Source organism: Leptodesmis sp. (assembly GCF_052746595.1).
Window position 1 is genome coordinate 1 of sequence record NZ_JBRAGO010000085.1, and the last position, 19,128, is coordinate 19,128.

A 19,128-nucleotide genomic window follows, 5' to 3' on the forward strand; every position below is an offset into this window, starting at 1 on the left:
GCTTCGCATACAGCGCGGGACTTATAGCTCCCCCAACCCCTCAATAGTTAAAAAGTCCCACTCAGTAGCCGTTTGAAATCGGGCTACCGTGTGATTTAGGACAGGAACAGGCATCCGCAACAAGGATTGGATCCAACAGGATTTTTCAAGAATTGGTTTACGTAGCTTAACAAAAAGTCTTTCTAATATTTTCAATTCCCATCTGCTTTGGATGGTTGCAAGGTAGAATCCACTGTAGGCAACTTCTTGAAGCCCTCTAAACATAGAGCTAGCCAATAGTAGCTCATAAACTTTTACTAATAGCGTACCGGATCAACTCTCATGGATTTCGCCAGTCTTGCTGCTCAGTTGAATACGGGGGCGATCATTCCCGAATTGATCGTCACCGCCACACTCTTAGTGGTGGTAGTGAGCGACCTAATTGTGGGACGCACCGCTTCCTCCCGCTGGACTCCCTACCTCTCAATCGTTGGGCTACTGGCTGCAGTAGTCGCCCTCTTCTATCAGTGGAATATTGCGGATCCCATTTCCTTCTTGGGTAGCTTCAATGGTGATGCCCTTAGTGTTGTATTTCGGGGGATCATTGCGCTGTCTGCTGCGATCACGATTTTGATGGCTGTGCGGTATATTGAGCAGTCGGGTACAGCTTTGGCCGAATTTCTAATGATTCTGCTGACTGCCACCCTGGGAGGGATGTTTCTTTCAGGAGCCGATGAACTGGTCATGATCTTCGTCTCTCTGGAAACGCTCAGTATTTCCTCTTACTTATTGACGGGTTACACCAAGCGTGATCCCCGCTCCAATGAAGCCGCTCTCAAGTACTTACTGATTGGGGCTTCCAGTTCTGCCATTTTCCTGTACGGTAGTTCTCTGCTGTATGGGTTGTCGGGCGGAGAAACTAACCTGACCACGATCGCTGCCAAGATTGCGGAAGCAGGATTGGGAAATTCGATCGGTCTGGTCATTGCACTGGTGTTTGTGATTGCAGGGATTGCTTTCAAGATTGCGGCTGTTCCTTTCCACCAGTGGACTCCTGATGTCTATGAGGGATCGCCCACTCCTGTGGTCGCCTTTCTTTCCGTCGGTTCCAAAGCGGCTGGCTTTGCCCTGGCCATTCGGTTGCTGGTCACGGCTTTCCCACTTCTCACCGATGAGTGGCAATTTGTGATGACGGCCTTAGCCATCCTCAGCATGATTCTGGGTAATGTGGTGGCACTGGCTCAAACCAGCATGAAACGGCTGCTGGCCTACTCCTCCATTGGTCAGGCTGGGTTTGTGATGATCGGGCTGGTGATTGGCACTCAGGATGGCTACGCCAGTATGGTGTTTTACCTGATTGCCTATCTGATGATGAACCTGGGTGCGTTTGCCTGCGTGATTCTGTTCTCCCTGCGAACGGGTACCGATCAGATCAGTGAGTACTCTGGCCTCTACCAGAAGGATCCCCTGCTGACGCTGGCTCTGAGTATTTGTCTGCTATCGTTAGGGGGTATTCCGCCTCTGGTGGGCTTCTTTGGGAAAATCTACCTGTTCTGGGCAGGCTGGCAGGCTGGAGCCTATGGTCTGGTGCTGTTGGGTCTGCTGACCAGCGTGGTATCGATTTACTACTATATCCGGGTGGTGAAAGCGATGGTTGTAAAAGAGCCACAGGAGATGTCTGAGGCGGTGAAGAACTACCCCGAAGTGCAGTGGAATCTACCCGGATTGCGTCCGCTGCAAGTGGGAATCATCATCAGCCTGATCACCACCTCCCTTGCTGGAATTCTATCCAATCCTTTATTCACTTTGGCTAATGATGCGGTGGCAAAAACGCCTATGCTGAAGCAATCGATCGTCAGTGCCCAACAGCAGCCAGCCGTGGAACGGGTTTCTCTAGACGTGATGCAGTCAGAATTGAAACTGTAGTTTCAATTCCCGTTGATTCGCCAGGGGTAAACAGCCTCAACCCTACAGCAGATTTCACCTGAAGCCATTTTTCAGGCGCGGCAGCGATCGCCCCTCTGCAAAAGGGCGATCGCTTATTTTTGGGAGAGTCTGACCAGATTAGCGATCGCGGCGATCAAAACATCGGGTTCAATAGGTTTGGCAAGATGCTGCTGAAAACCGACGGCTAGGGCCTGTTCCCGATCGCCTTCTCCGGCAAAGGCAGTGAGGGCGATCGCTGGAAAGTTACCATTGGGCAGGGATCGCAGGCACTGGAGCAGGTCATATCCATTCATATCCGGCAACCCAATATCACAGACCAGTAAATCGAAGGGAGTTTGTGATACAGCGTGCAGGGCCGGCTGACTGGCGGACAGGGAAGTGACGATCGCTCCCTGCTGTTGCAAAGAAAAGGTCATTAAGTCCAGGGAATCTTGATCATCTTCTACCACTAACACCCGGACGCCATTGAGATTAGCGGCTGCCGAGGGACGATCAGCAGGGGTGGGAGAAGTAATAGGCGCAGTAGGCAGGGGCAGTTCCACCGTGAATGTTGCTCCCAGTCCTTCACCGGGGCTGTCTACACTGACGCTTCCGCCGTGGGCTTCCACCAGTTGCCGGACAATTGCTAATCCCAGTCCCAGTCCCCCAAATCGTCGAGTTGTGGAGCCATCCTGCTGCCGGAAAGATTCAAAGACATGAGGTAGAAAGTCAGGACTGATGCCTTTACCCGTATCGGTGACGGTGATGCGGGCGTAGGAGGGGGCATGTTGCATGTTGCATGTTGCATGTTGAATTGACTTTGTCCTTGGTTCTGTAATCTCTACAGCTGGAGAACGACCAGCAACCAGGGACAAATGACTAGTAACACATGACAAACTAACATCCACTCGTCCTCCTTCAGGAGTGAATTTGACAGCATTAGAGAGGAGATTCCAGACAACCTGTTGCAGACGATCAGGATCTCCGACAATTGGCCCCACGGTTGGATCCAGATGGGTGTGGATAGAGATGAATTTGGCTTCTGCGGTCAGGCGGATGGTTTCGATCGCAGCCATGATGGGTTGAATTAAGTCAATGGTTAGCCAGTTGAGGGTCAACTTGCCGCGCAGGATCCGGGAAATATCCAGCAGGTCTTCTACCAGTTGGGTCTGAAGTTTGGCATTGCGTTCAATGGTGGCCAGGGCTTCCTGAGTTCTTTCGGGAGAAAGCTGGCGGGTTTGCAATAATTTCACCCAGCCCAGGATGGGATTCAGGGGGGTTCTTAGTTCGTGAGAGAGCACGGCCAGAAATTCATCTTTAATCTGATTGGCCTGAACCAATGCTTCAGCCTGCTGCCGCAGGGTTCGCTCCAGTTGTTTGCGATCGCTCAAATCCAGAATGAAAGCAAAGGCTTCTTCCCGCCGATCGCCCAGCAGGTTAAAACCGACCAGAACCGGAATCCGACTCCCGTCTTTGCGAATATATTCCTTTTCGTAAGGCGTGCAGGCTCCCCGTTCCCGTGCCTCTGCTACTCCTGCTTCATCCAGGGACGAATATTCGGCAGGAGTTAAGTCTGTCCAGAGTAACCGTCCGGTTTCTAAATCCTCGCGGGTATAGCCAACAATTCGGAGAAACTCATCGTTAGCATAATGAATTCCTCCATATACATCCCCCCGCAAAATGCCAATAATATTGGCGTTGATGAATCCCTGAAACCGCTCTTCACTGACTTTCAAAGCAGCTTCTGCTTGCTTCTGGCCGGAAATATCGGTGTTGGTGCCATACCACTTGATGATGTTTCCCTGTTCATCTCGTAGAGGAAGTGCCTGTCCCAAAAACCAGCGGTATTGACCATCTGCTCCTTTCAATCGCATCTCAACCTGATAAATCCCAATTGTTTGCACCGCTCGTTCCCATGCGGCCAACACTTGCGGCTGATCATCGGGATGTACCAGGTTTGTCCAACATTTGTTCTGTAGCTGGTTCAGGGTGACTCCGGTATATTCCACCCAGCGCCAGTTAATATAATCAATCTGACCCTCTGGAGTGGCTGTCCATAGTTGCTGGGGTAGAGCTTCTGTCATCAGGTGCAATTCCGCTTCCCGCTGTTGCAGTTGACGTTCGGCTCGCTTGCGATCAGTGATTTCCTGCACCATCGTGTTGACCCCCACCACCCGGCGATCGGCCCCCTTTAAGGGATAGAAACTGGCTAACCAGTCTCGTTGTATACCGGGCTGAGCATGAGTTTTACCCTGTATCTCTTGGTTCACCAGGGGTGTACCCGACTCAATTAACTGTCGGTATAAAGGTTCTAAAGCATCAGCCAGTTCTGGCACAACCTCTCGAACGGTGCGACCCAGAGTCTCTTCAATAGACAGGCCATGAATTTCAGCCAGTCGCTGATTCAGCCGCACAAACCGTAACTGAGTATCGACAAAACTCAAGCCAATGGGAGCTGTAGCATAAATTGCCTCTAATTCCAGGAGTTGCTGCTGGGCCTCCTCCTGACTTAGGGATTGAGCAACGCTTGATACTGGAGCTTGGGAAAGTTGAGGATCAAGACGTTGCTTGTTCAGATCTTCTTGATTCTGTTGATGCACCAACGTTCTCCAAGCGCTTATGATTGACTGGGGAATTTGTGAGTGGCGAGTAATTTTTATCTATTATGTCAATCAAGTATGTCAATCAAGAACCTGGTTTCGCTTGGTCTGCTGATTTTTGTCCCGATCGCCATTGCCGCTGAGAAGTTGGAATGGGGGGCGCTAACGGTATTTGGTCTGTCTGCGATCGCGATCGTGCCACTGGCAATCTGGCTGAGTACAGCAACCGAGGAAATTGCGGTGGCCCTGGGGCCATCCATTGGCGGTTTGTTGAATGCTGTGTTTGGTAATGCCACAGAACTGATTATTTCCCTGGTGGCCTTAAAAGAAGGCTTAGTTGATATTGTCAAAGCCAGTATTACCGGGACGGTGGTCAGCAACCTGCTGCTGGCGATGGGCCTCTCGATGCTGTTGGGTGGCCTGCGATATAAGGAACAGGAGTTTCAGCCTGTGGTGGCGCGGGTGAATGGTTCTACGATGACGCTGGCGGTGATTGCAATCGTGCTTCCGGCTACGGTGATCACAACATCCAATGTTGTGGAGCCTTCTGCCATCAGTCATTTATCCCTGTTTGTGGCGGCTGTGCTGATTCTGGTCTATGGCTTTACGTTGATCTTCTCGCTCAAGACCCACAGCTATCTCTATGATGTGGGGGTGGTGGAACTGGGAGGCGAGGCTACTCCAGAACACTCGGAACACGGAGAAGGGAAGCCGAACCTGTGGTTTTGGGTTGGCATTTTGTTAGCCGCGACGATCGGGGTGGCCGTTGTGTCAGAAATCTTTGTCGGTGCCGTTGAAGAAGCCACAGCCGGATTGGGATTAACGCCGTTGTTTACGGGGGTAATTTTGTTGCCTCTGGTCGGTGGTGCAGCGGAATATGTAACGGCGGTACGGGTGGCCATTAAGAACAATATGGATCTGTCGGTTTCGGTGGCGATGGGATCCAGTCTATTGGTGGCGTTGCTGGTGGCTCCAATTCTGGTGATTGTCGGCCAGGTGATCGGTCAGCCGATGGACTTAAATTTCAGTCTGTTTGAAGTCGTTGCGGTTGCGATCGCGGTAATTATTGCCAACCTGATCAGTCTGGATGGGCGATCGAACTGGCTGGAAGGACTGTTACTCTTAGCCACCTATTCAATCCTGGGAGCTGCATTTTACTTCCATCCCGTTTAGGGGAGCTTACTTCTATTCCTTATCCAGGACGATTGACGCGAATTAGTTTTCCTGCCAAAGGCTCATTTAGAGTAATTGCAGCATGAATTCTGTTAGCCAATTGCTCCCAGTTGTTATCTCTTGAACAGACCACAATGCCAGCGTGATGAGGTTGTAGCAAATTGTGTAATCGAATGAAATCGCGTCGATTATGAGTCAGGATGGCTCGGTTTTCCTTCAATGCCAAGGCTATAACCTCTTCATCACTAGCACCCCGATACCCAGACTCCTGCACCGTTAAGACTTCATGCCCCATAGTCCGTAGAAAATTAACAACCTGTCGGGGAAACTGTGCATCTGCATAAAACTGAGCCACTGGCTAATTTACCTTATCTTTGGACTCATCGTTTTCTCGAATAGCGAGTTCGATCTCTTTAGGATGCGTCTGAGCGTAAACCCAGGCATTGGCTAAATCAGTTGCAGATAAGGTTGGGTAGTGATTCAGTAACTCTGAATCACTCGTCCCTAGCCGTCGGTAATCTACTAACATCCACACCGGGATACGAGTTCCGGCTATACAAGCATCCCCACCACAAACACCAGGAGTTTTAGCAATTCCACGCCAGTTGCGGTCCAAGCTGTGAGTCAATATCTGGATCGCCTCTTTCGGCGGGAGTGAGAGATAACAACTGATCAGTAAGTTCTTTGAGTGTCATAAACTTTCTTGTCCCGAGGGATAATTCTACTCTGAGGGATTTTTTAAGCAGAAGGCCGATCGAGTTCTTCAGTCATGGAGTCTTGGGAATTTCCTTTGAGAGCAATAGAATAGAGAACAACAAGATTCTTCTGCTTAAGCCCCTATGACAGATGACGTAATTTACATCGTGACTGAGGATCGTCCAGAAGCTTCACCAGGCGAAAAAGGTTTGTTAGACAGAATTGGTCTGAAGCAGGTTCCGGTTGATCCCAAAAAACTAGAAGTCGAGTGGAACAGAATGCTGAGAGTGGTAGGAAAACTCTTAGCTCAAGCAGAACAGCAGGTTGGTGGCGAATCTGACCTAAAACTTGATGAAGTGACGCTGGCGGTAGAAATCAATAGCAAGGGACAAGTGAGCTTGATGGGCGTTGGTGGGGCGGAAGCGTCTGGGAAAGGCGCAATTACCTTGAAATTTAAGCGGGTAGAGTCCAACTAATATGACGAACTGGGCAGTTATTGTTGGCATCAATCAATACGACCATCTTGCCCCCCAAGAGCATCTACAACTTGCTGTCTCAGATGCAGAACGGGTAAAACGCTTCTTATGCGAGCAAGCGGGTTTTCGAGAGGATTTTGTGATTCTTTGTTCGGATACCTCGCCACCAATCGGAGGCTTCAACACACGCCCTAGTCGCTCGAATCTGCGTAAAATTCTGCGCGAAATCTGTCACCATCCCCAAGCAAGAGGAGCCGATCAAGCCTGTTTTTTCTTCAGTGGACATGGGTTGTAAAGTTCCAGGCATCAAAACTATATGCTGACCTGTGATGGGGTGCCTGATGATTTAGAAGACACGGCGCTCTCGGTAGATTTTGTAATTCAGCAACTAATTCATGGTCAAGCAAAAAACACCGTATTGGTGCTGGATATGTGTCGGAACGAGGCTTCGAGTGGCAGCAAAGGCAGCAGTGGATTGAATGAAGCTCAAATCGTGCAGCAGGTACAGCAAAACGGCATCATTACGATATTCTCTTGCAGTCGAGGTGGAAAATCCTATGAATTGCCTGATTTGCAACAAGGTGCATTTACTCATGCTTTTTTAGAGGGATTGCAGCATTACACAATTTTGAGGCAGCTATCGAAGTATTTAACAGAAAAAGTTTATGCCTTAACCAAAGATCGACAACCAGTGCAAATTCCTCTAATTGTTTCAGAACCAGATTGGAAAGGCGATTTACCACTACTTCCACAATGCATCACAAATGCTGACATTACTCAACTTCAGGAACGGGCGAATGATGCGCTCTATGACAAAAACTACGCCGTAGCACTTCAATGTTGGGAACAGGTAGCAACGGCTGCCTCTAATCTAGAGATTAGAAGCCGCGCTATTAAAGCGATTAAACACATTCTAGAACTTCAACGAACGAAGCAAACAGAAAAAGAGCGAGTCAATCCTTTCATCTCACCTACCCATCCGTCTACCAATTTCTCGCTACCAATTCCACCCAACCCAACAACAAAAACGGCCTCAATCCCACCTCTACTTTCTATCACCATCAGCAATCCAAGTTTAGAAGAAGAGGAGCGACACCAAGCGGCTCCACCTGAGGTACAACCTTTATCCCAAAAACCACTACTTACCAAAAATGCTTCTGGTGAGCAAATAGACCAGAACAATCAACAGCAAACACCAGAAAAATCGTATGACGAGCGACTAGCCCATTATCAACAGCAATATCTTGAGGCTACTCGTCGTCACTATCCTGTTTTAGATAGCGATCGACGCAATCTTCAATATCCGCAACAGGTGCTTCAACTTAATCCAAATGACATTCTTGTAGTTGAAAAAAAGAATCGAAACAGCCCGCCGACCACCAAACATGCCAACCTCTCAGGTAAAACAAGCCACCCCACCTCAGGATAACTTACGTTCTGAACGGGGAGTGGACTACCGAAAGCTGCGAGATTTGCTGTAAGCAGGAAAATGGAAAGAAGCAGACCAGGAAACCTTGGAAGTTTTGTTGAAGGTTGCAAAACGGGAAAAAGAACGTTCACTGAGCGATCGAGATATCCAAAACCTTCCCTGTACTGATCTAAAAACTATCAATCAGTTGTGGAACAAGTACAGTAATGGAAAGTTTGGATTCAGTATCCAACAGCAAATTTGGCAAAATTGCGGTGCCCCATTACAGGACGGAGTTAACTGGGAAAATTTTGGGGATTTAGTTGGTTGGAGAACAAGAAGATGGTTAAAGAATGAAAAGGTTTGGATTAGCACTTCTGAACTGTCATTTCGTATTGAGTCAGCACCCCGTGGCCATCTCCCAAGGACATTTGGTCTATTGTTTCAAACTAGAATGGCGGGTATGCGGGTTTTCTTCTGCCGCTTTAGGGCTTGCAGGCCGTAAGTATCCGCGCCCCAGAGGAGAAGAATGCCAGCGATCGCAATCCGGCTACAATGGAACTCTTTCCTATTAGACTCAGTCCTCATCAGGAGGATGGGGGCAAAGCTTGGTGTGCCCATTCAAATCAGCCAGAATGACAGGATGGAACGTTTCCCTTTGCCCATCCTACGTTTTTTCCAATTTGCAAGAAGTCTACTGTGATTATTTTGATTTGCTGCTTTAATCTGCTAGCGTTAAACTGTACCACCCCAGATAAAGCGTGCGCCCCATAGGAGAATAATGCCAGCGATCGCAATCCAATCCCCAATCCTCAATTTAAACTGGTACCATTCCACGCGATGCTGATTAGGGCTGATAAATCCTCGTACTTTCATCGCTCCGGCAATTTGTTCCGCCCGCAACAGCAGGTTTTCTAACAGGCGCTCGGCCACCATTAGCCAAACTTGCGCCCCCCGTCGCAGCCCCAACTTTTTCCAGTTAATCGCTCGGGTGCTGACCGAACGAATCAGGTTTTGCACTTCTTCCAAGACGAGAGGAATGAAGCGCAGGGAGAGGGTGAGGGTAAGGGAAATTTCCGTCACCGGCAACTTAAACTGACGTAAGGGTTCCAGCCAATTTTCGATCGCCGCCGTGACTTCTTCTGGAGCCGTTGTTAATAAATACAGGTTGGTGCTGTAAATCAGGGTGAAGAGGAGGGTGCTGACGCGGATGGCCAGATCCAGCGATCGGCGGGTAATGGTAATCGGGCCACGTTTAACAACCACATAGGAATAGTCAGTGGGTTGGGGCAAAGATGGGGCTTCCAGTCCCGGCAAAGGAGCAGGGGCAGAGGTTTTGGGTTGTCCCCAGCCGAATGGATTGTACCAGGGATTGGGAGTCGGAGCCGGTGGTAGCTTCGCAGGCTGTTGGGCAAACGCCAGTTCATCGGCAGGTAAGCGGGGTTGATGTTTCGCATTCAGACCATCCGGCAAGATGGCCGTAAGGGCAAACATCAAACAACAGAGAAAGAGCAGCCAGCCCATCTGCTGCCGCCATACCCTTAAGGGAATTCGTGCCGAGAGGGTGAGCAGAATCAGGAACACCACCAGCAGAATCCGCCAGAAGGGATTGGCCAGCAACGGCGCGGCCAGAAACGTCATCAACCAGGCCAACTTCACCCGTGGATCCAACCGATGGAGCCAGGTAACAGGTTGTTCAAGATAAAGCCCCAACGGGAGCGATCGCAGCAGATCCATTGAATAGTTAAGAGTTAAGAGTTAAGAGTTAAGAGTTAAGCATTTTCAACTTTTCACTCTCAACTCTTAACTCACTTTACACGCGGGTTGCCCGGTTGACGCTACGTTCCATATCGCGGACTTTTTTGCCACGCCAGAATAACCGCAGGGGGGTGCCTGCAAAACCGAGGGACTTGCGGAATTGCCGTTCGATGTAGCGACGATAGCCGTCGTTAAATAGATCGGGATCGTTGACAAAAAGGGCGATCGAGGGCGGTTGCGTACTGACCTGAGTGCCATAGTAAATTTTCCCCTGACGACCGCCGCGGGTGGTGGGTGGGGTATGCCAGCCGACGGCTTCTTCCAGGACTTCGTTAATGACGGCGGTGATCACGCGACGGCGATGTTGTTCAGCAGCAGCGTCCACCAGATCGAGAATTTTATCGACCCGTTGCCCCGTCTGGGCGCTGACAAAAATCATTTCGGCCCATTCAATAAAGTGCAGCCGACTCTGAATTTCTTTCTGGTAGTCATAAATGGTGTGGGAATCTTTCTCCACCGCATCCCACTTATTTACCACCAGCACACAGGCTCGTCCTTCCTCAGCGATCCGTCCTGCCAGTTTTTGATCCTGTTCTGTGACTCCATCCAGGGCATCGATCACGAACAGGACGACATCGGCACGGGCGATCGCCTTAAAGGCGCGGTTAATCCCAAAAAACTCTGGCCCGTATTCCACATTCTTTTTCTTGCGAATGCCAGCGGTATCAACTAAACGATAGGTTTTGCCATCTCGCTCCACGACCATATCGATCGCATCACGGGTAGTGCCGGAAATCGGACTGACGATCGCTCGCTTTTCTCCGACAAAGGCATTCAGCAAACTGGATTTACCAACATTGGGGCGGCCTGCGATCGCGACTTTAATTTCGGGCGTTTCCTCAACTTCGGCTGCAGGAGGCAGGTAGGTAATCAAGCGATCGAGCAACTCGCCCGTGCCGTTCCCATGAATGCCGGAGATGGGATAGGGTTCGCCCAGTCCCAATTCCCAGAACTCAACAGCCTGAGTTAACCCTTGCTCTACCGATTCACATTTATTCACGGCCACCAGCACCGGGACAGGTTGCTGCCGTAACCAACTGGCAATTTCTTCATCTCCTCCCGTCAGTCCGGTTTTACCATCCACCACCAAGATCGCGACACTGGCCTCAGCCAAAGCCGCCATCGCCTGTTCGCGGATCAGGGGCAGAAATTCCGTGTCGTCATCAAACACCAATCCGCCCGTATCGACCACCAGGAATTCTCGGTCTTGCCAGAAGGCAGGCTTATAGGTGCGATCGCGGGTCACTCCCGGTTCGTCATAAACAATGGCATCCTGTACCCCTGCCAGTCGATTGACAACGGTGGACTTGCCCACATTCGGGCGACCAATTACAGCAACAACAGGTAGAGGCATAGGGAAAAATTGACCCAGAAATTTACGGACAACTCAGTAGAGTGGCAGAAATAGACGTTAGATTCAAGCTGCCGTTCTTAAATTGTCCAAATTGTCCTTATTAATTCTAGTCCCTCTCTTCTCCCCTCGTTGCCATTCCCTTGCTGACCTCTCCCTAACCCCTCTCCTACAAGGTGAAGAGCTTGAAATCGTGATTCTTTTGCTGCTCCTCCCTTTCTGCGTCGGAGAGGGAAGTTGGGCGGGAGAGATCTTTTGTAACAGATAAAAACAATATCGGGCAATTTGGCTTCCTTCTGGTAAATTGAATCATTCTGTCAGCAAAGTGATTCCAAATCGATTTCATCTCTTATACTGCTGTCGAGCATTCCTATTTCCTGTCATGCTACCTATGTTTCAGAATGCCAGCATAGAACCCGTCCTTAACTCTCGGTCAAAAGATGACTCACCTGCCCCAGTGCAGGGAGGCTTTGTCGATGAACACGCCATGCTAGAGTCTGGCTCCTTTGCAGCCGACTCTGATGCCAGTCGCTTAATGGATGACCTGTTCCAGGATCTGGATCAGCTTTTGGGCGTGGAGCGCGGTACGCTAACTCCCAGGCCACCTGAGCCTGTTTTTACGCCTGCTTCAGTGGCTGCTGCGGTTCCTCCCATTAATCAACCTGATCAACTAGATCCAACAGATTCTGAATCGCTCTCCTCTTCCTCCCTGGTTCCTTTTCCTGAATCTGCCTTGCCCCCGGTGGAGCCAGCCACAGAACCGAGAGAGTTATCGGAAATCACAGAATCAGCAGTGGCCGCAACTGAGGCGATCGCCCAACCAGCCCCTCAGGAGCGATCGCGGTTCTCGGTTGGTTCCTACGATCGCCTGTTGTTAGGCATCGGCTGTATATCAGTCATTGTTACCCTGGCGCTCTGGCTGTTTTATCAGGATCGTCACCGATCGGCCACTCCGGTTGCTGTGGCTCCGGCGACCACGACTGCATCACCGAATTCCCAAGATGCCAGCCGATTTGCAGATTATGTGCAAAAGTCCCTGCAGAACATTGATCAGCAGCAAGCCAGCACCACAGCTCAAGCTCCAGCCAGCACCACTGGAAAAATGCCCACAGTCACCATTCCAGCCACCACGATTCCACCTGCAAACACCGCAGGTACTTCCCAGGCCGCGACTGGTTTGAGTCGAATTTATGTTCCGGTGTACGAGTTTCCCTCGAATTTTACGCCTCCTGGAACCGCGATCGCTCCCCTTCCTGGAGCACCGAGAAAAACGACCCTGCCACCGGGAAGTGTCCACCCAAACTCAGCCCCCAACACTACATTTACCCTCCCCTCTGACACTAAACCGGGTGTTCTACCCTCTGTTAAACCGAATCAACTTCCCAGTCCTGCCGTGGCGACCGTTTCCCGCAAGTTGGTAGGAGTTCTGGATCAGGGGAATCGTTCTGCAGCTTTATTTGAAGTGAACGGGGTTACCCAGCGCTACGAGATTGGCGAAAGTATTGGTTCCTCTGGGTGGACGCTGGTAGAGGTCAGCAAAGATCAAGCTTTAATCCGCCGCAATGGAGAGGTGCGATCGTTGTTTGTTGGACACAGCTTCTAGATAGAGTTTTGAGTTTTAAGTTTTGAGTTATCAATGAAGGAGTGACAACTTAATACTCATCACTTAGAACTTAAACCAGGTCCAGCTAGAGAACTGAAGTCTTCCTATAGGAAAAACTACGGTTCTGGACTTGGAAAAGGTTTAAAGCTTTTTCTGGGGGCTTCCTATGGGTTTATTTGACGATTTCAGTCGCTTTCTAGAATCTCGGTTGGAGGAGTTCCTGCGGGATCACCCGGATCTGGAACTGATGGCTCTGGAGGAGAAACTGCTAGAACAAGAGGAGGAAACTCTCAAGTTGATGACAGATCTGAAGCTCAAGGAACGGCAACTCCAGGATGAGATTCTGGCCATTGCTCAAGAGATTCAGGTGTGGCATACGCGAATTGAGAAGGCAAAGGCCAAAGGTCGGCTGGATCTGGCTGGGCCTGCGGAAGAACGAGAAGCGGCACTCTTGCGACAGGGCAACCAGAAATGGGGCCAGATGGAAATGCTGAAGGAACGGATTCGACAAACCCAGGAACTGCAGCAAAAAATTCAGCAGCGACGGCAGGAAGTGCAAACTCAAGTGGCGCAGGCGCAGGCGGCTCGAGCTTCGGCGCAGGCCAAACAGCGTCAACAACAATGGGACAGCATTGGCTGGGGACAGACTTCTAACTATGTGCGAGGGAGTGCTGCTGATCCCTTAGAGCAGCAGTTTAAGCGCTGGGAAGCGGAGGAAGAACTGGAACAAATGAAGCGAAATATGGGAAAGTAAGCACCGGGTTACTGATTAATGTCTGCTAGATGGCTGAAATTCATGGAGAAACGTGTTATTCGATGTCCATTAGACAGTAAAACTTATGTAGTACTCAGATGCTATCCCGAACAGGACTGAATGAGCGACGAAAATTATCTAAATCATCCGAACTTTGGCTTGCTCTTCAGGATCTGTCTGGTTGATGCAAACCGCGAGTTATTTACAACTCTCTACGCTCAACGATTGTTTTTTGTCGTGACGACCGGCGAGAATGGCTTAGAATTTGAGCCGGTTTCCCGTGCCGATGCTCGCATTATGGTGGAAAATCGGGTACGGCTACTGCGTCGTTTAGGTCCTCCCCAGGACTACGACCAGCTTTTAACGATCTACAAACAGACCTTTCAATGACAGATGCTCCCTCGTGCGATCGCATTGCCGAACGAATTGCCGCTTTCCGTCAAACCTTACCTGCCTCCGTCAAACTGATTGCCGTTACCAAGCAAGTGCCCCCAGCGGCGATGCGAGAAGCCTATGCAGCGGGAGTACGGGATTTCGGCGAGAGTCGGGTTCAGGAAGCGGAAGCCAAGCAAGCAGAACTTGCTGACTTAAAAGATGTAACCTGGCATTTAATTGGTCATTTGCAAGCCAATAAAGCCCAAAAAGCTTTGCAACTGTTTCAATGGATTCACTCGGTAGACAGCCTGAAGTTGGCCCAACGGTTGGATCGGTTGGCAGCTTCCTTAGCGCAAAAGCCCAATGTTTGTTTGCAGGTCAAGCTATTGCCAGATCCAACGAAATATGGTTGGTCAGCAGAAGAACTGATCGCGGATCTGCCGGAACTGAATCAGTGTCAGTCTCTCAACATTCGGGGGCTGATGACGATCGCACCTCTGGGCTTAGCCGCTGACGAATTACTGAACTTTTTTAAACAAACCGCACAATTAGCGGCTACAATTCAAAACCAACATTGGAATCACATTCAAATGCACGAGCTTTCAATGGGTATGTCGGGAGACTACCAACTTGCTGTACAGGCAGGCGCGACCATGATTCGAATAGGACGAAGCTTGTTTGGCGATCGTCCTTTCTAACCACTTTTTTGATGTCTTCTTCTTTAATGTCTTCTTATTTGTAAGCCTTTCTCCCACAAATCTTCTTTGGGTTTTCAAGAAGTTTTGTAGAAGCCCCTATGAGGGGCGCTATCCTTGGCACAGTTTCAAATAATAACCCAAGTTTTAGCAAGTCGAACCTTAAAAAAAAATAAAATTCTTCTTGTTATTAACAGTGCTTCTTTAAGCTATATTAAGATTTTGCTCGAGGATGACTGGATTTTGCCGAAAAACCATGCTTTGTTAATTGGAGATCCCCAAGCTTTGAAATAAAAAAAGAAAAAGCCTAATAAAGGATCCACTTCCAGGAACTAGCTGTATACTAATCTCTCAATTCAGCGAAACAGGTAGAAGTCAACCAAACAACTGACCTACCTCTCTGCTTAGTGACTTTTCTGAAAGTTTTGATTGGCGGAAGAGTTGGAAAGGACTGTCTGATTTGAATTTGACTATACCCTGTCGAGTTTCAGCGTGCATTTCTAGTCACTAGCAGCATTGATTGTCAAAACACTGATCGTGATGGAGCGCAAACAGTGAGTAATATTTTCAACAAACTACGGGACTTTGTTGGTTTCAACGAGCCAATGGATTACGAGTACGAATACGACGAAATGGATGGAGACGATTATCAAAATCTCTATCAACAAGAACAACCTCAAACAATGCCTGCTGAGGATGCCCGCAGTCGTCGTACTCGGATGCGCGATCGTTCACCCCTTATCGCTGAAACACCTATGGGAGCACCAAAAATGACTGGAAGTAGCTTAAATAATGTAATTGGTATGCCTGGAGCCGCGAATGGAATCTCCGAAGTCGTGGTCATGGAACCACGTTCTTTTGAGGAGATGCCCCAAGTGATTCAGGCTCTGCGCGAACGGAAGTCTGTGGTGCTGAATTTGATGATCATGGATCCTGATCAGGCCCAACGCGCTGTAGACTTTGTGGCGGGCGGTACGTATGCGATCGACGGGCATCAAGAACGGATTGGCGAAAGCATCTTCTTGTTCACTCCTAGCTGTGTTCAAGTCAGCACTCAAAATAATGTGATTCACGAAGTTCCCATGCCTCAGCCTGCTGTTCGGGTTCCGCGCACCAGTACTCAAACCTCTGCCTGGGGAACTGAAGCCATACGGATGGCACAATAGGCACAATAATTTAAGAGTGGACAGGTAAGAGTTAAGAATTAAGGACTCATAAGATGCTGTTAGCGCTAGCGTAATGCACCGATTCAAGCGAGCGTAGTTTCTCGCATCATTACAGCTAAGAGTTAGACGATAAACCATCGTTGCCCTTCAACTCTTAACTCTCAACTTTAAACTCTTTGCTGTTTTTGGAGATAGTCGTTGAATTGACGATTCAGTTTGGCATAATCGGTGGCGGGATGATGGGGGAAGCGCTCATCTCCCGCCTGATTGCTCAGGGGTTTTATCAAGCTCAGCATGTGATGGTGAGTGAGCCGTTGCCAGAACGTCGTAGCTTTTTAATGAACCAATATGGGGTTCAGGTGACTGATGACAATTCGGTAGCGGCTACGGCCCCAATATTGCTACTGGCGATTAAACCGCAAGTGTTTGAAGCTGTAGCTCAGGAACTGGCGATCGCGCCCTCGACCCCTGCCCCGTCCCTGGTCTTATCCATCCTAGCGGGTACCCCTTTGGCGAAACTGGAAGCTGCCTTTCCCGGTAAGGCTGTGATGCGTGCGATGCCCAACACGCCGGCGACTGTTGGTGCTGGCATGACGGCGATCGCTCCTGGCAAACAGGTGCAACCAGAGCAAATCGAGCAGGCGCAACGCATTTTTGCGGCAGTCGGAGAAGTGGTACAAGTTCCCGAATCGGCAATGGATGCAGTGACAGGGTTATCCGGATCTGGCCCTGGCTACATTGCCTTAGTGGTAGAAGCCCTTACGGATGGCGGAGTAGCAGCCGGCTTACCACGGGCGATCGCGGCGAAACTGGCTCTGCAAACTGTGAAAGGAACCGCCCAACTGTTACAAGAAACGAGTCTGCATCCCGCTGAATTAAAGGATCGCGTTACCAGTCCTGGCGGCACCACTATCGCTGGCATCGCTCATCTGGAACACGCTGGACTCCGTTCTGCCCTGATAGAAGCCGTGCGGGCGGCCTATAGGCGCTCTCAAGAATTAGGCAGCGGAAATGCGAATTAGGGATCAAAAATTATAGCCGTTTTCATCTGAGCAGACTACAACTCTATCAGCAATCCTGGCTTTGAATTTCCTGCCCATCTTCTCCATCTTCCCTGTCTCCCTAATCCCCGATCTCCGATTCCCGATCCCGATCTAAAATGCCAAGGGTTCTAACAGAAAGGAAATCTGGATGAAAACTCTGGTGACAGGGGCGAATGGATTTACCGGATCCCACTTGGTAAAGCTGTTGAGTCAGCGGGGGGACGAGGTGATAGGGTTGGTGCGGCGATCGAGCGATCGCTCTCGCCTGGCGGGACTCCCGGTGCGGCTGGTGGAAGGAGATATTACCGATCAGAATGCTCTACAGATAGCCATGCAGGGTGTGGATGTGGTATTCCACACGGCAGCGTATGTGGAATTGGGCATTGTGAATATGGCGGAAATGGAGCGGGTCAATGTGGCAGGAACCCGTGCCGTATTGGAAACGGCCCGACGCTCCGGAGTGAAGAAATTGGTTCATTGCAGCACGATCGGCATTTTGGGTGACACCGCAGGGAAGGCAGTTGATGAAACCTTCCAGCGGCAACAGCAGGGCTTTTCTTCCGCTTACGATCGCACCAAGTATGAAGCCCAGCAACTGGTGGATCGGGCGGCACGGGAAGGCTTTCATACTGTGAGCGTACTACCTTCTGGGATTTTTGGAGCCGATGATCCCCACTTTGGCCCCGTCCTTAAGTCTTTCCTGCAAGGCAAATTGAAACTGTGGGCCGGAGGTCAGCGAGTCACCGGAATTGTGCATGTGGATGACCTGGCGCTGGCCATGCTGTTAGCCGTAGAAAAAGCCCAACCTGGCGAGCATTACATCATTTCTGCCGGAGATTTAACCACCCGCGAAATGTTCGAGATTCTCAGCCAGGAAACAGGCATTCCAGTTCCCGCAGAAGCCCCAGAAGCCCTTGTTCGTTTGGTAGGAAACCTCTTAGACCCCATCGGGCGGCTTTTCTCCTGGCAACCTCCCCTCAGTCGAGAACGAGTGCATTATGTGTACGATCGCTGCGTCCGCGTCGATGCTACCAAAGCCAGACAGCAATTGGGATGGCACCCGCGATCGCCCGAAACGGTTCTCAAAGAAATTGTCAATTCTCGCTTTTACAGCAATTCCCAGTAAGGTGGGCACTGTGCTTGATTTCAGAAAGCTCTACAAAGTCAGGTTTTGGAACCCCCTTCTCATCACCTCAGTATTTTTCCTCCTTAGTCTTCTTGGTATTCTCAACCATGAGATGTGGAGCGATGAGTTAATGTTCTGGATGATTGCCCGCGATAATGCCACAGTGGGTCATTTGATTCAGACATTGCGATTTGAATATATGCATCCCTGGTTATGAGGAATCTTGCTATTCGGCCTCAGTCGTCTGACTCGTGAGCCTCTGGCCATGTAACTGCTGCATATTCTGATCGCGACCGGGGCTGTGTTCCTGCTGGTTCAGTATTCACCCTTTACCCGTGTACAAAAAACATTACTGGTCTTTGGGTATTTTTTGCTATTTGAGTACTCTTTAATCAGCCGCAACTATGGCTTGGGTGTGTTGCTGATCTTTCTGTGCTACGTGCTATTTCCTACGCGCAAACGCCGTTACCTCCCGCTGGCAATTCTGTTAGCAGTGTTGGCGAATATCAACTTTTACAGTCGCATGACTGCGATCGCCCTGATTACGATGCTGGTTCTGGAATATCTTCTGGCAATCCCGTCAGGGAAGCCAACCCCCAATCGTAAATGGGATATAGCTGGCAGTCTGCTGATTGTGGCCGTGGGACTGTTACTGTCTGGGGTACAAAATATTCCGCCTCCGGCTCAGGCTGGTTCTCTGTCAGTGCTGAGTCAGGGAGTGCAGCTGAATCAGGTCGTGTCGGCGATCGCAAACCTGTGGCGGGCGTACTTTCCCATGCCAGGACTGACCTTGCGCTTCTGGAATAGCAACATTATTGACGATGGCTTTGCGGCGGCCCTGAGTTGGATTCCTCTGGGATTTTCGATTGCTCTGTTTTATCGTCATCACGGCTGGCTTGCTGGATTAACTGGTTGACCACTTGAGAGTTACTGATTTTA

The 19,128-nt window shown here is 49.9% G+C and carries 16 protein-coding genes and 2 pseudogenes; 13 read left to right on the top strand and 5 right to left on the bottom strand.

Annotated elements, in window-relative coordinates; all coding sequences use genetic code 11:
* Positions 1-321 precede the first annotated feature (321 nt).
* Positions 322-1,905 carry an NAD(P)H-quinone oxidoreductase subunit N gene (locus ACUVQO_RS17095; protein WP_445927052.1) on the top strand — a complete coding sequence of 528 codons (1,584 nt, stop codon included), beginning with the start codon at positions 322-324 and terminating at the stop codon, positions 1,903-1,905.
* A gap of 113 nt (positions 1,906-2,018) precedes the next feature.
* Here the strand turns inward: ACUVQO_RS17095 and ACUVQO_RS17100 are convergent, their stop codons facing one another.
* Positions 2,019-4,505 carry a PAS domain S-box protein gene (locus ACUVQO_RS17100; RefSeq protein WP_445927053.1) on the bottom strand — a complete coding sequence of 829 codons (2,487 nt, stop codon included), beginning with the start codon at positions 4,503-4,505 and terminating at the stop codon, positions 2,019-2,021.
* A gap of 78 nt (positions 4,506-4,583) precedes the next feature.
* Between ACUVQO_RS17100 and cax the strand changes: the two genes are divergently transcribed.
* Positions 4,584-5,678, top strand: coding sequence for a calcium/proton exchanger (cax, locus tag ACUVQO_RS17105; RefSeq protein ID WP_445927054.1), 1,095 nt, complete (start codon positions 4,584-4,586; stop codon positions 5,676-5,678).
* A 19-nt stretch (positions 5,679-5,697) separates the two neighbouring features.
* Here cax and ACUVQO_RS17110 read toward each other — a convergent pair whose 3' ends face one another.
* Together ACUVQO_RS17110 and ACUVQO_RS17115 are read right to left on the bottom strand one after the other, a co-directional pair.
* Positions 5,698-6,033 (bottom strand): DUF5615 family PIN-like protein, encoded by a 336-nt coding sequence (locus ACUVQO_RS17110; RefSeq protein ID WP_445927055.1) that lies wholly within the window; start codon positions 6,031-6,033, stop codon positions 5,698-5,700.
* A gap of 3 nt (positions 6,034-6,036) precedes the next feature.
* Entirely contained in the window at positions 6,037-6,306 is a 270-nt protein-coding gene (locus ACUVQO_RS17115; protein WP_445927056.1) for a DUF433 domain-containing protein, read from the bottom strand.
* Positions 6,307-6,517: 211 nt separating this feature from the next.
* On the opposite strand from ACUVQO_RS17115, the gene ACUVQO_RS17120 reads away from it, so the two are divergent.
* The 3 genes and pseudogenes from ACUVQO_RS17120 to ACUVQO_RS17130 form a co-directional block, all read left to right on the top strand.
* Complete coding sequence (locus ACUVQO_RS17120) at positions 6,518-6,850, top strand: Pepco domain-containing protein (protein ID WP_445927057.1); 333 nt, start codon at positions 6,518-6,520, stop codon at positions 6,848-6,850.
* Between the two features lies 1 nt (position 6,851).
* Positions 6,852-8,279, top strand: a pseudogene (locus ACUVQO_RS17125) (caspase family protein).
* Positions 8,280-8,346: 67 nt separating this feature from the next.
* Positions 8,347-8,763, top strand: a pseudogene (locus ACUVQO_RS17130) (GUN4 domain-containing protein); the annotation flags it as partial.
* A gap of 230 nt (positions 8,764-8,993) precedes the next feature.
* On the opposite strand, the gene ACUVQO_RS17135 reads toward ACUVQO_RS17130, so the two are convergent.
* Positions 8,994-9,995 carry an energy-coupling factor transporter transmembrane component T family protein gene (locus ACUVQO_RS17135; protein WP_445927058.1) on the bottom strand — a complete coding sequence of 334 codons (1,002 nt, stop codon included), beginning with the start codon at positions 9,993-9,995 and terminating at the stop codon, positions 8,994-8,996.
* A gap of 76 nt (positions 9,996-10,071) precedes the next feature.
* Positions 10,072-11,430: a ribosome biogenesis GTPase Der gene (der, locus tag ACUVQO_RS17140; RefSeq protein WP_445927059.1), complete on the bottom strand. Its 1,359-nt coding sequence runs from the start codon at positions 11,428-11,430 to the stop codon at positions 10,072-10,074.
* Between the two features lie 379 nt (positions 11,431-11,809).
* Here der and ACUVQO_RS17145 point away from each other — a divergent pair, with 379 nt between their 5' ends.
* From ACUVQO_RS17145 to ACUVQO_RS17180, 8 genes are all read left to right on the top strand, one after another.
* Positions 11,810-13,030 (top strand): type II secretion system protein N, encoded by a 1,221-nt coding sequence (locus ACUVQO_RS17145; RefSeq protein WP_445927060.1) that lies wholly within the window; start codon positions 11,810-11,812, stop codon positions 13,028-13,030.
* Positions 13,031-13,196: 166 nt separating this feature from the next.
* Positions 13,197-13,784, top strand: a complete 588-nt coding sequence (locus ACUVQO_RS17150; protein ID WP_445927061.1) for a TIGR04376 family protein — start codon at positions 13,197-13,199, stop codon at positions 13,782-13,784.
* 120 nt (positions 13,785-13,904) lie between these two features.
* Positions 13,905-14,174, top strand: coding sequence for a transcriptional coactivator PipX (gene pipX / locus ACUVQO_RS17155; RefSeq protein WP_233748538.1), 270 nt, complete (start codon positions 13,905-13,907; stop codon positions 14,172-14,174).
* Positions 14,171-14,857: a YggS family pyridoxal phosphate-dependent enzyme gene (locus tag ACUVQO_RS17160; RefSeq protein ID WP_445927062.1), complete on the top strand. Its 687-nt coding sequence runs from the start codon at positions 14,171-14,173 to the stop codon at positions 14,855-14,857. The genes pipX and ACUVQO_RS17160 overlap by 4 nt, the downstream gene beginning before the upstream one ends.
* Positions 14,858-15,408: 551 nt before the next feature.
* On the top strand, positions 15,409-16,020 hold the full coding sequence (locus ACUVQO_RS17165; RefSeq protein ID WP_445927063.1) for a cell division protein SepF: 612 nt from the start codon (positions 15,409-15,411) through the stop codon (positions 16,018-16,020).
* 176 nt (positions 16,021-16,196) lie between these two features.
* Positions 16,197-17,042 (top strand): pyrroline-5-carboxylate reductase, encoded by an 846-nt coding sequence (gene proC, locus ACUVQO_RS17170; RefSeq protein WP_445927064.1) that lies wholly within the window; start codon positions 16,197-16,199, stop codon positions 17,040-17,042.
* Positions 17,043-17,211: 169 nt separating this feature from the next.
* On the top strand, positions 17,212-18,189 hold the full coding sequence (locus ACUVQO_RS17175) for an NAD-dependent epimerase/dehydratase family protein (protein WP_445927065.1): 978 nt from the start codon (positions 17,212-17,214) through the stop codon (positions 18,187-18,189).
* A 301-nt stretch (positions 18,190-18,490) separates the two neighbouring features.
* On the top strand, positions 18,491-19,105 hold the full coding sequence (locus tag ACUVQO_RS17180) for a hypothetical protein (RefSeq protein WP_445927066.1): 615 nt from the start codon (positions 18,491-18,493) through the stop codon (positions 19,103-19,105).
* The last annotated feature ends 23 nt before the right edge of the window (positions 19,106-19,128 follow it).

Coding starts and splice junctions, on each gene's coding strand:
- der (WP_445927059.1), bottom strand. CDS start 11,430: ATGCCTCTACCTGTTGTTGCTGTAATTGGTCGCCCGAATGTGGGCAAG.
- ACUVQO_RS17135 (WP_445927058.1), bottom strand. CDS start 9,995: ATGGATCTGCTGCGATCGCTCCCGTTGGGGCTTTATCTTGAACAACCT.
- ACUVQO_RS17175 (WP_445927065.1), top strand. CDS start 17,212: ATGAAAACTCTGGTGACAGGGGCGAATGGATTTACCGGATCCCACTTG.
- ACUVQO_RS17160 (WP_445927062.1), top strand. CDS start 14,171: ATGACAGATGCTCCCTCGTGCGATCGCATTGCCGAACGAATTGCCGCT.
- ACUVQO_RS17120 (WP_445927057.1), top strand. CDS start 6,518: ATGACAGATGACGTAATTTACATCGTGACTGAGGATCGTCCAGAAGCT.
- ACUVQO_RS17150 (WP_445927061.1), top strand. CDS start 13,197: ATGGGTTTATTTGACGATTTCAGTCGCTTTCTAGAATCTCGGTTGGAG.
- ACUVQO_RS17095 (WP_445927052.1), top strand. CDS start 322: ATGGATTTCGCCAGTCTTGCTGCTCAGTTGAATACGGGGGCGATCATT.
- pipX (WP_233748538.1), top strand. CDS start 13,905: ATGAGCGACGAAAATTATCTAAATCATCCGAACTTTGGCTTGCTCTTC.
- ACUVQO_RS17145 (WP_445927060.1), top strand. CDS start 11,810: ATGCTACCTATGTTTCAGAATGCCAGCATAGAACCCGTCCTTAACTCT.
- cax (WP_445927054.1), top strand. CDS start 4,584: ATGTCAATCAAGAACCTGGTTTCGCTTGGTCTGCTGATTTTTGTCCCG.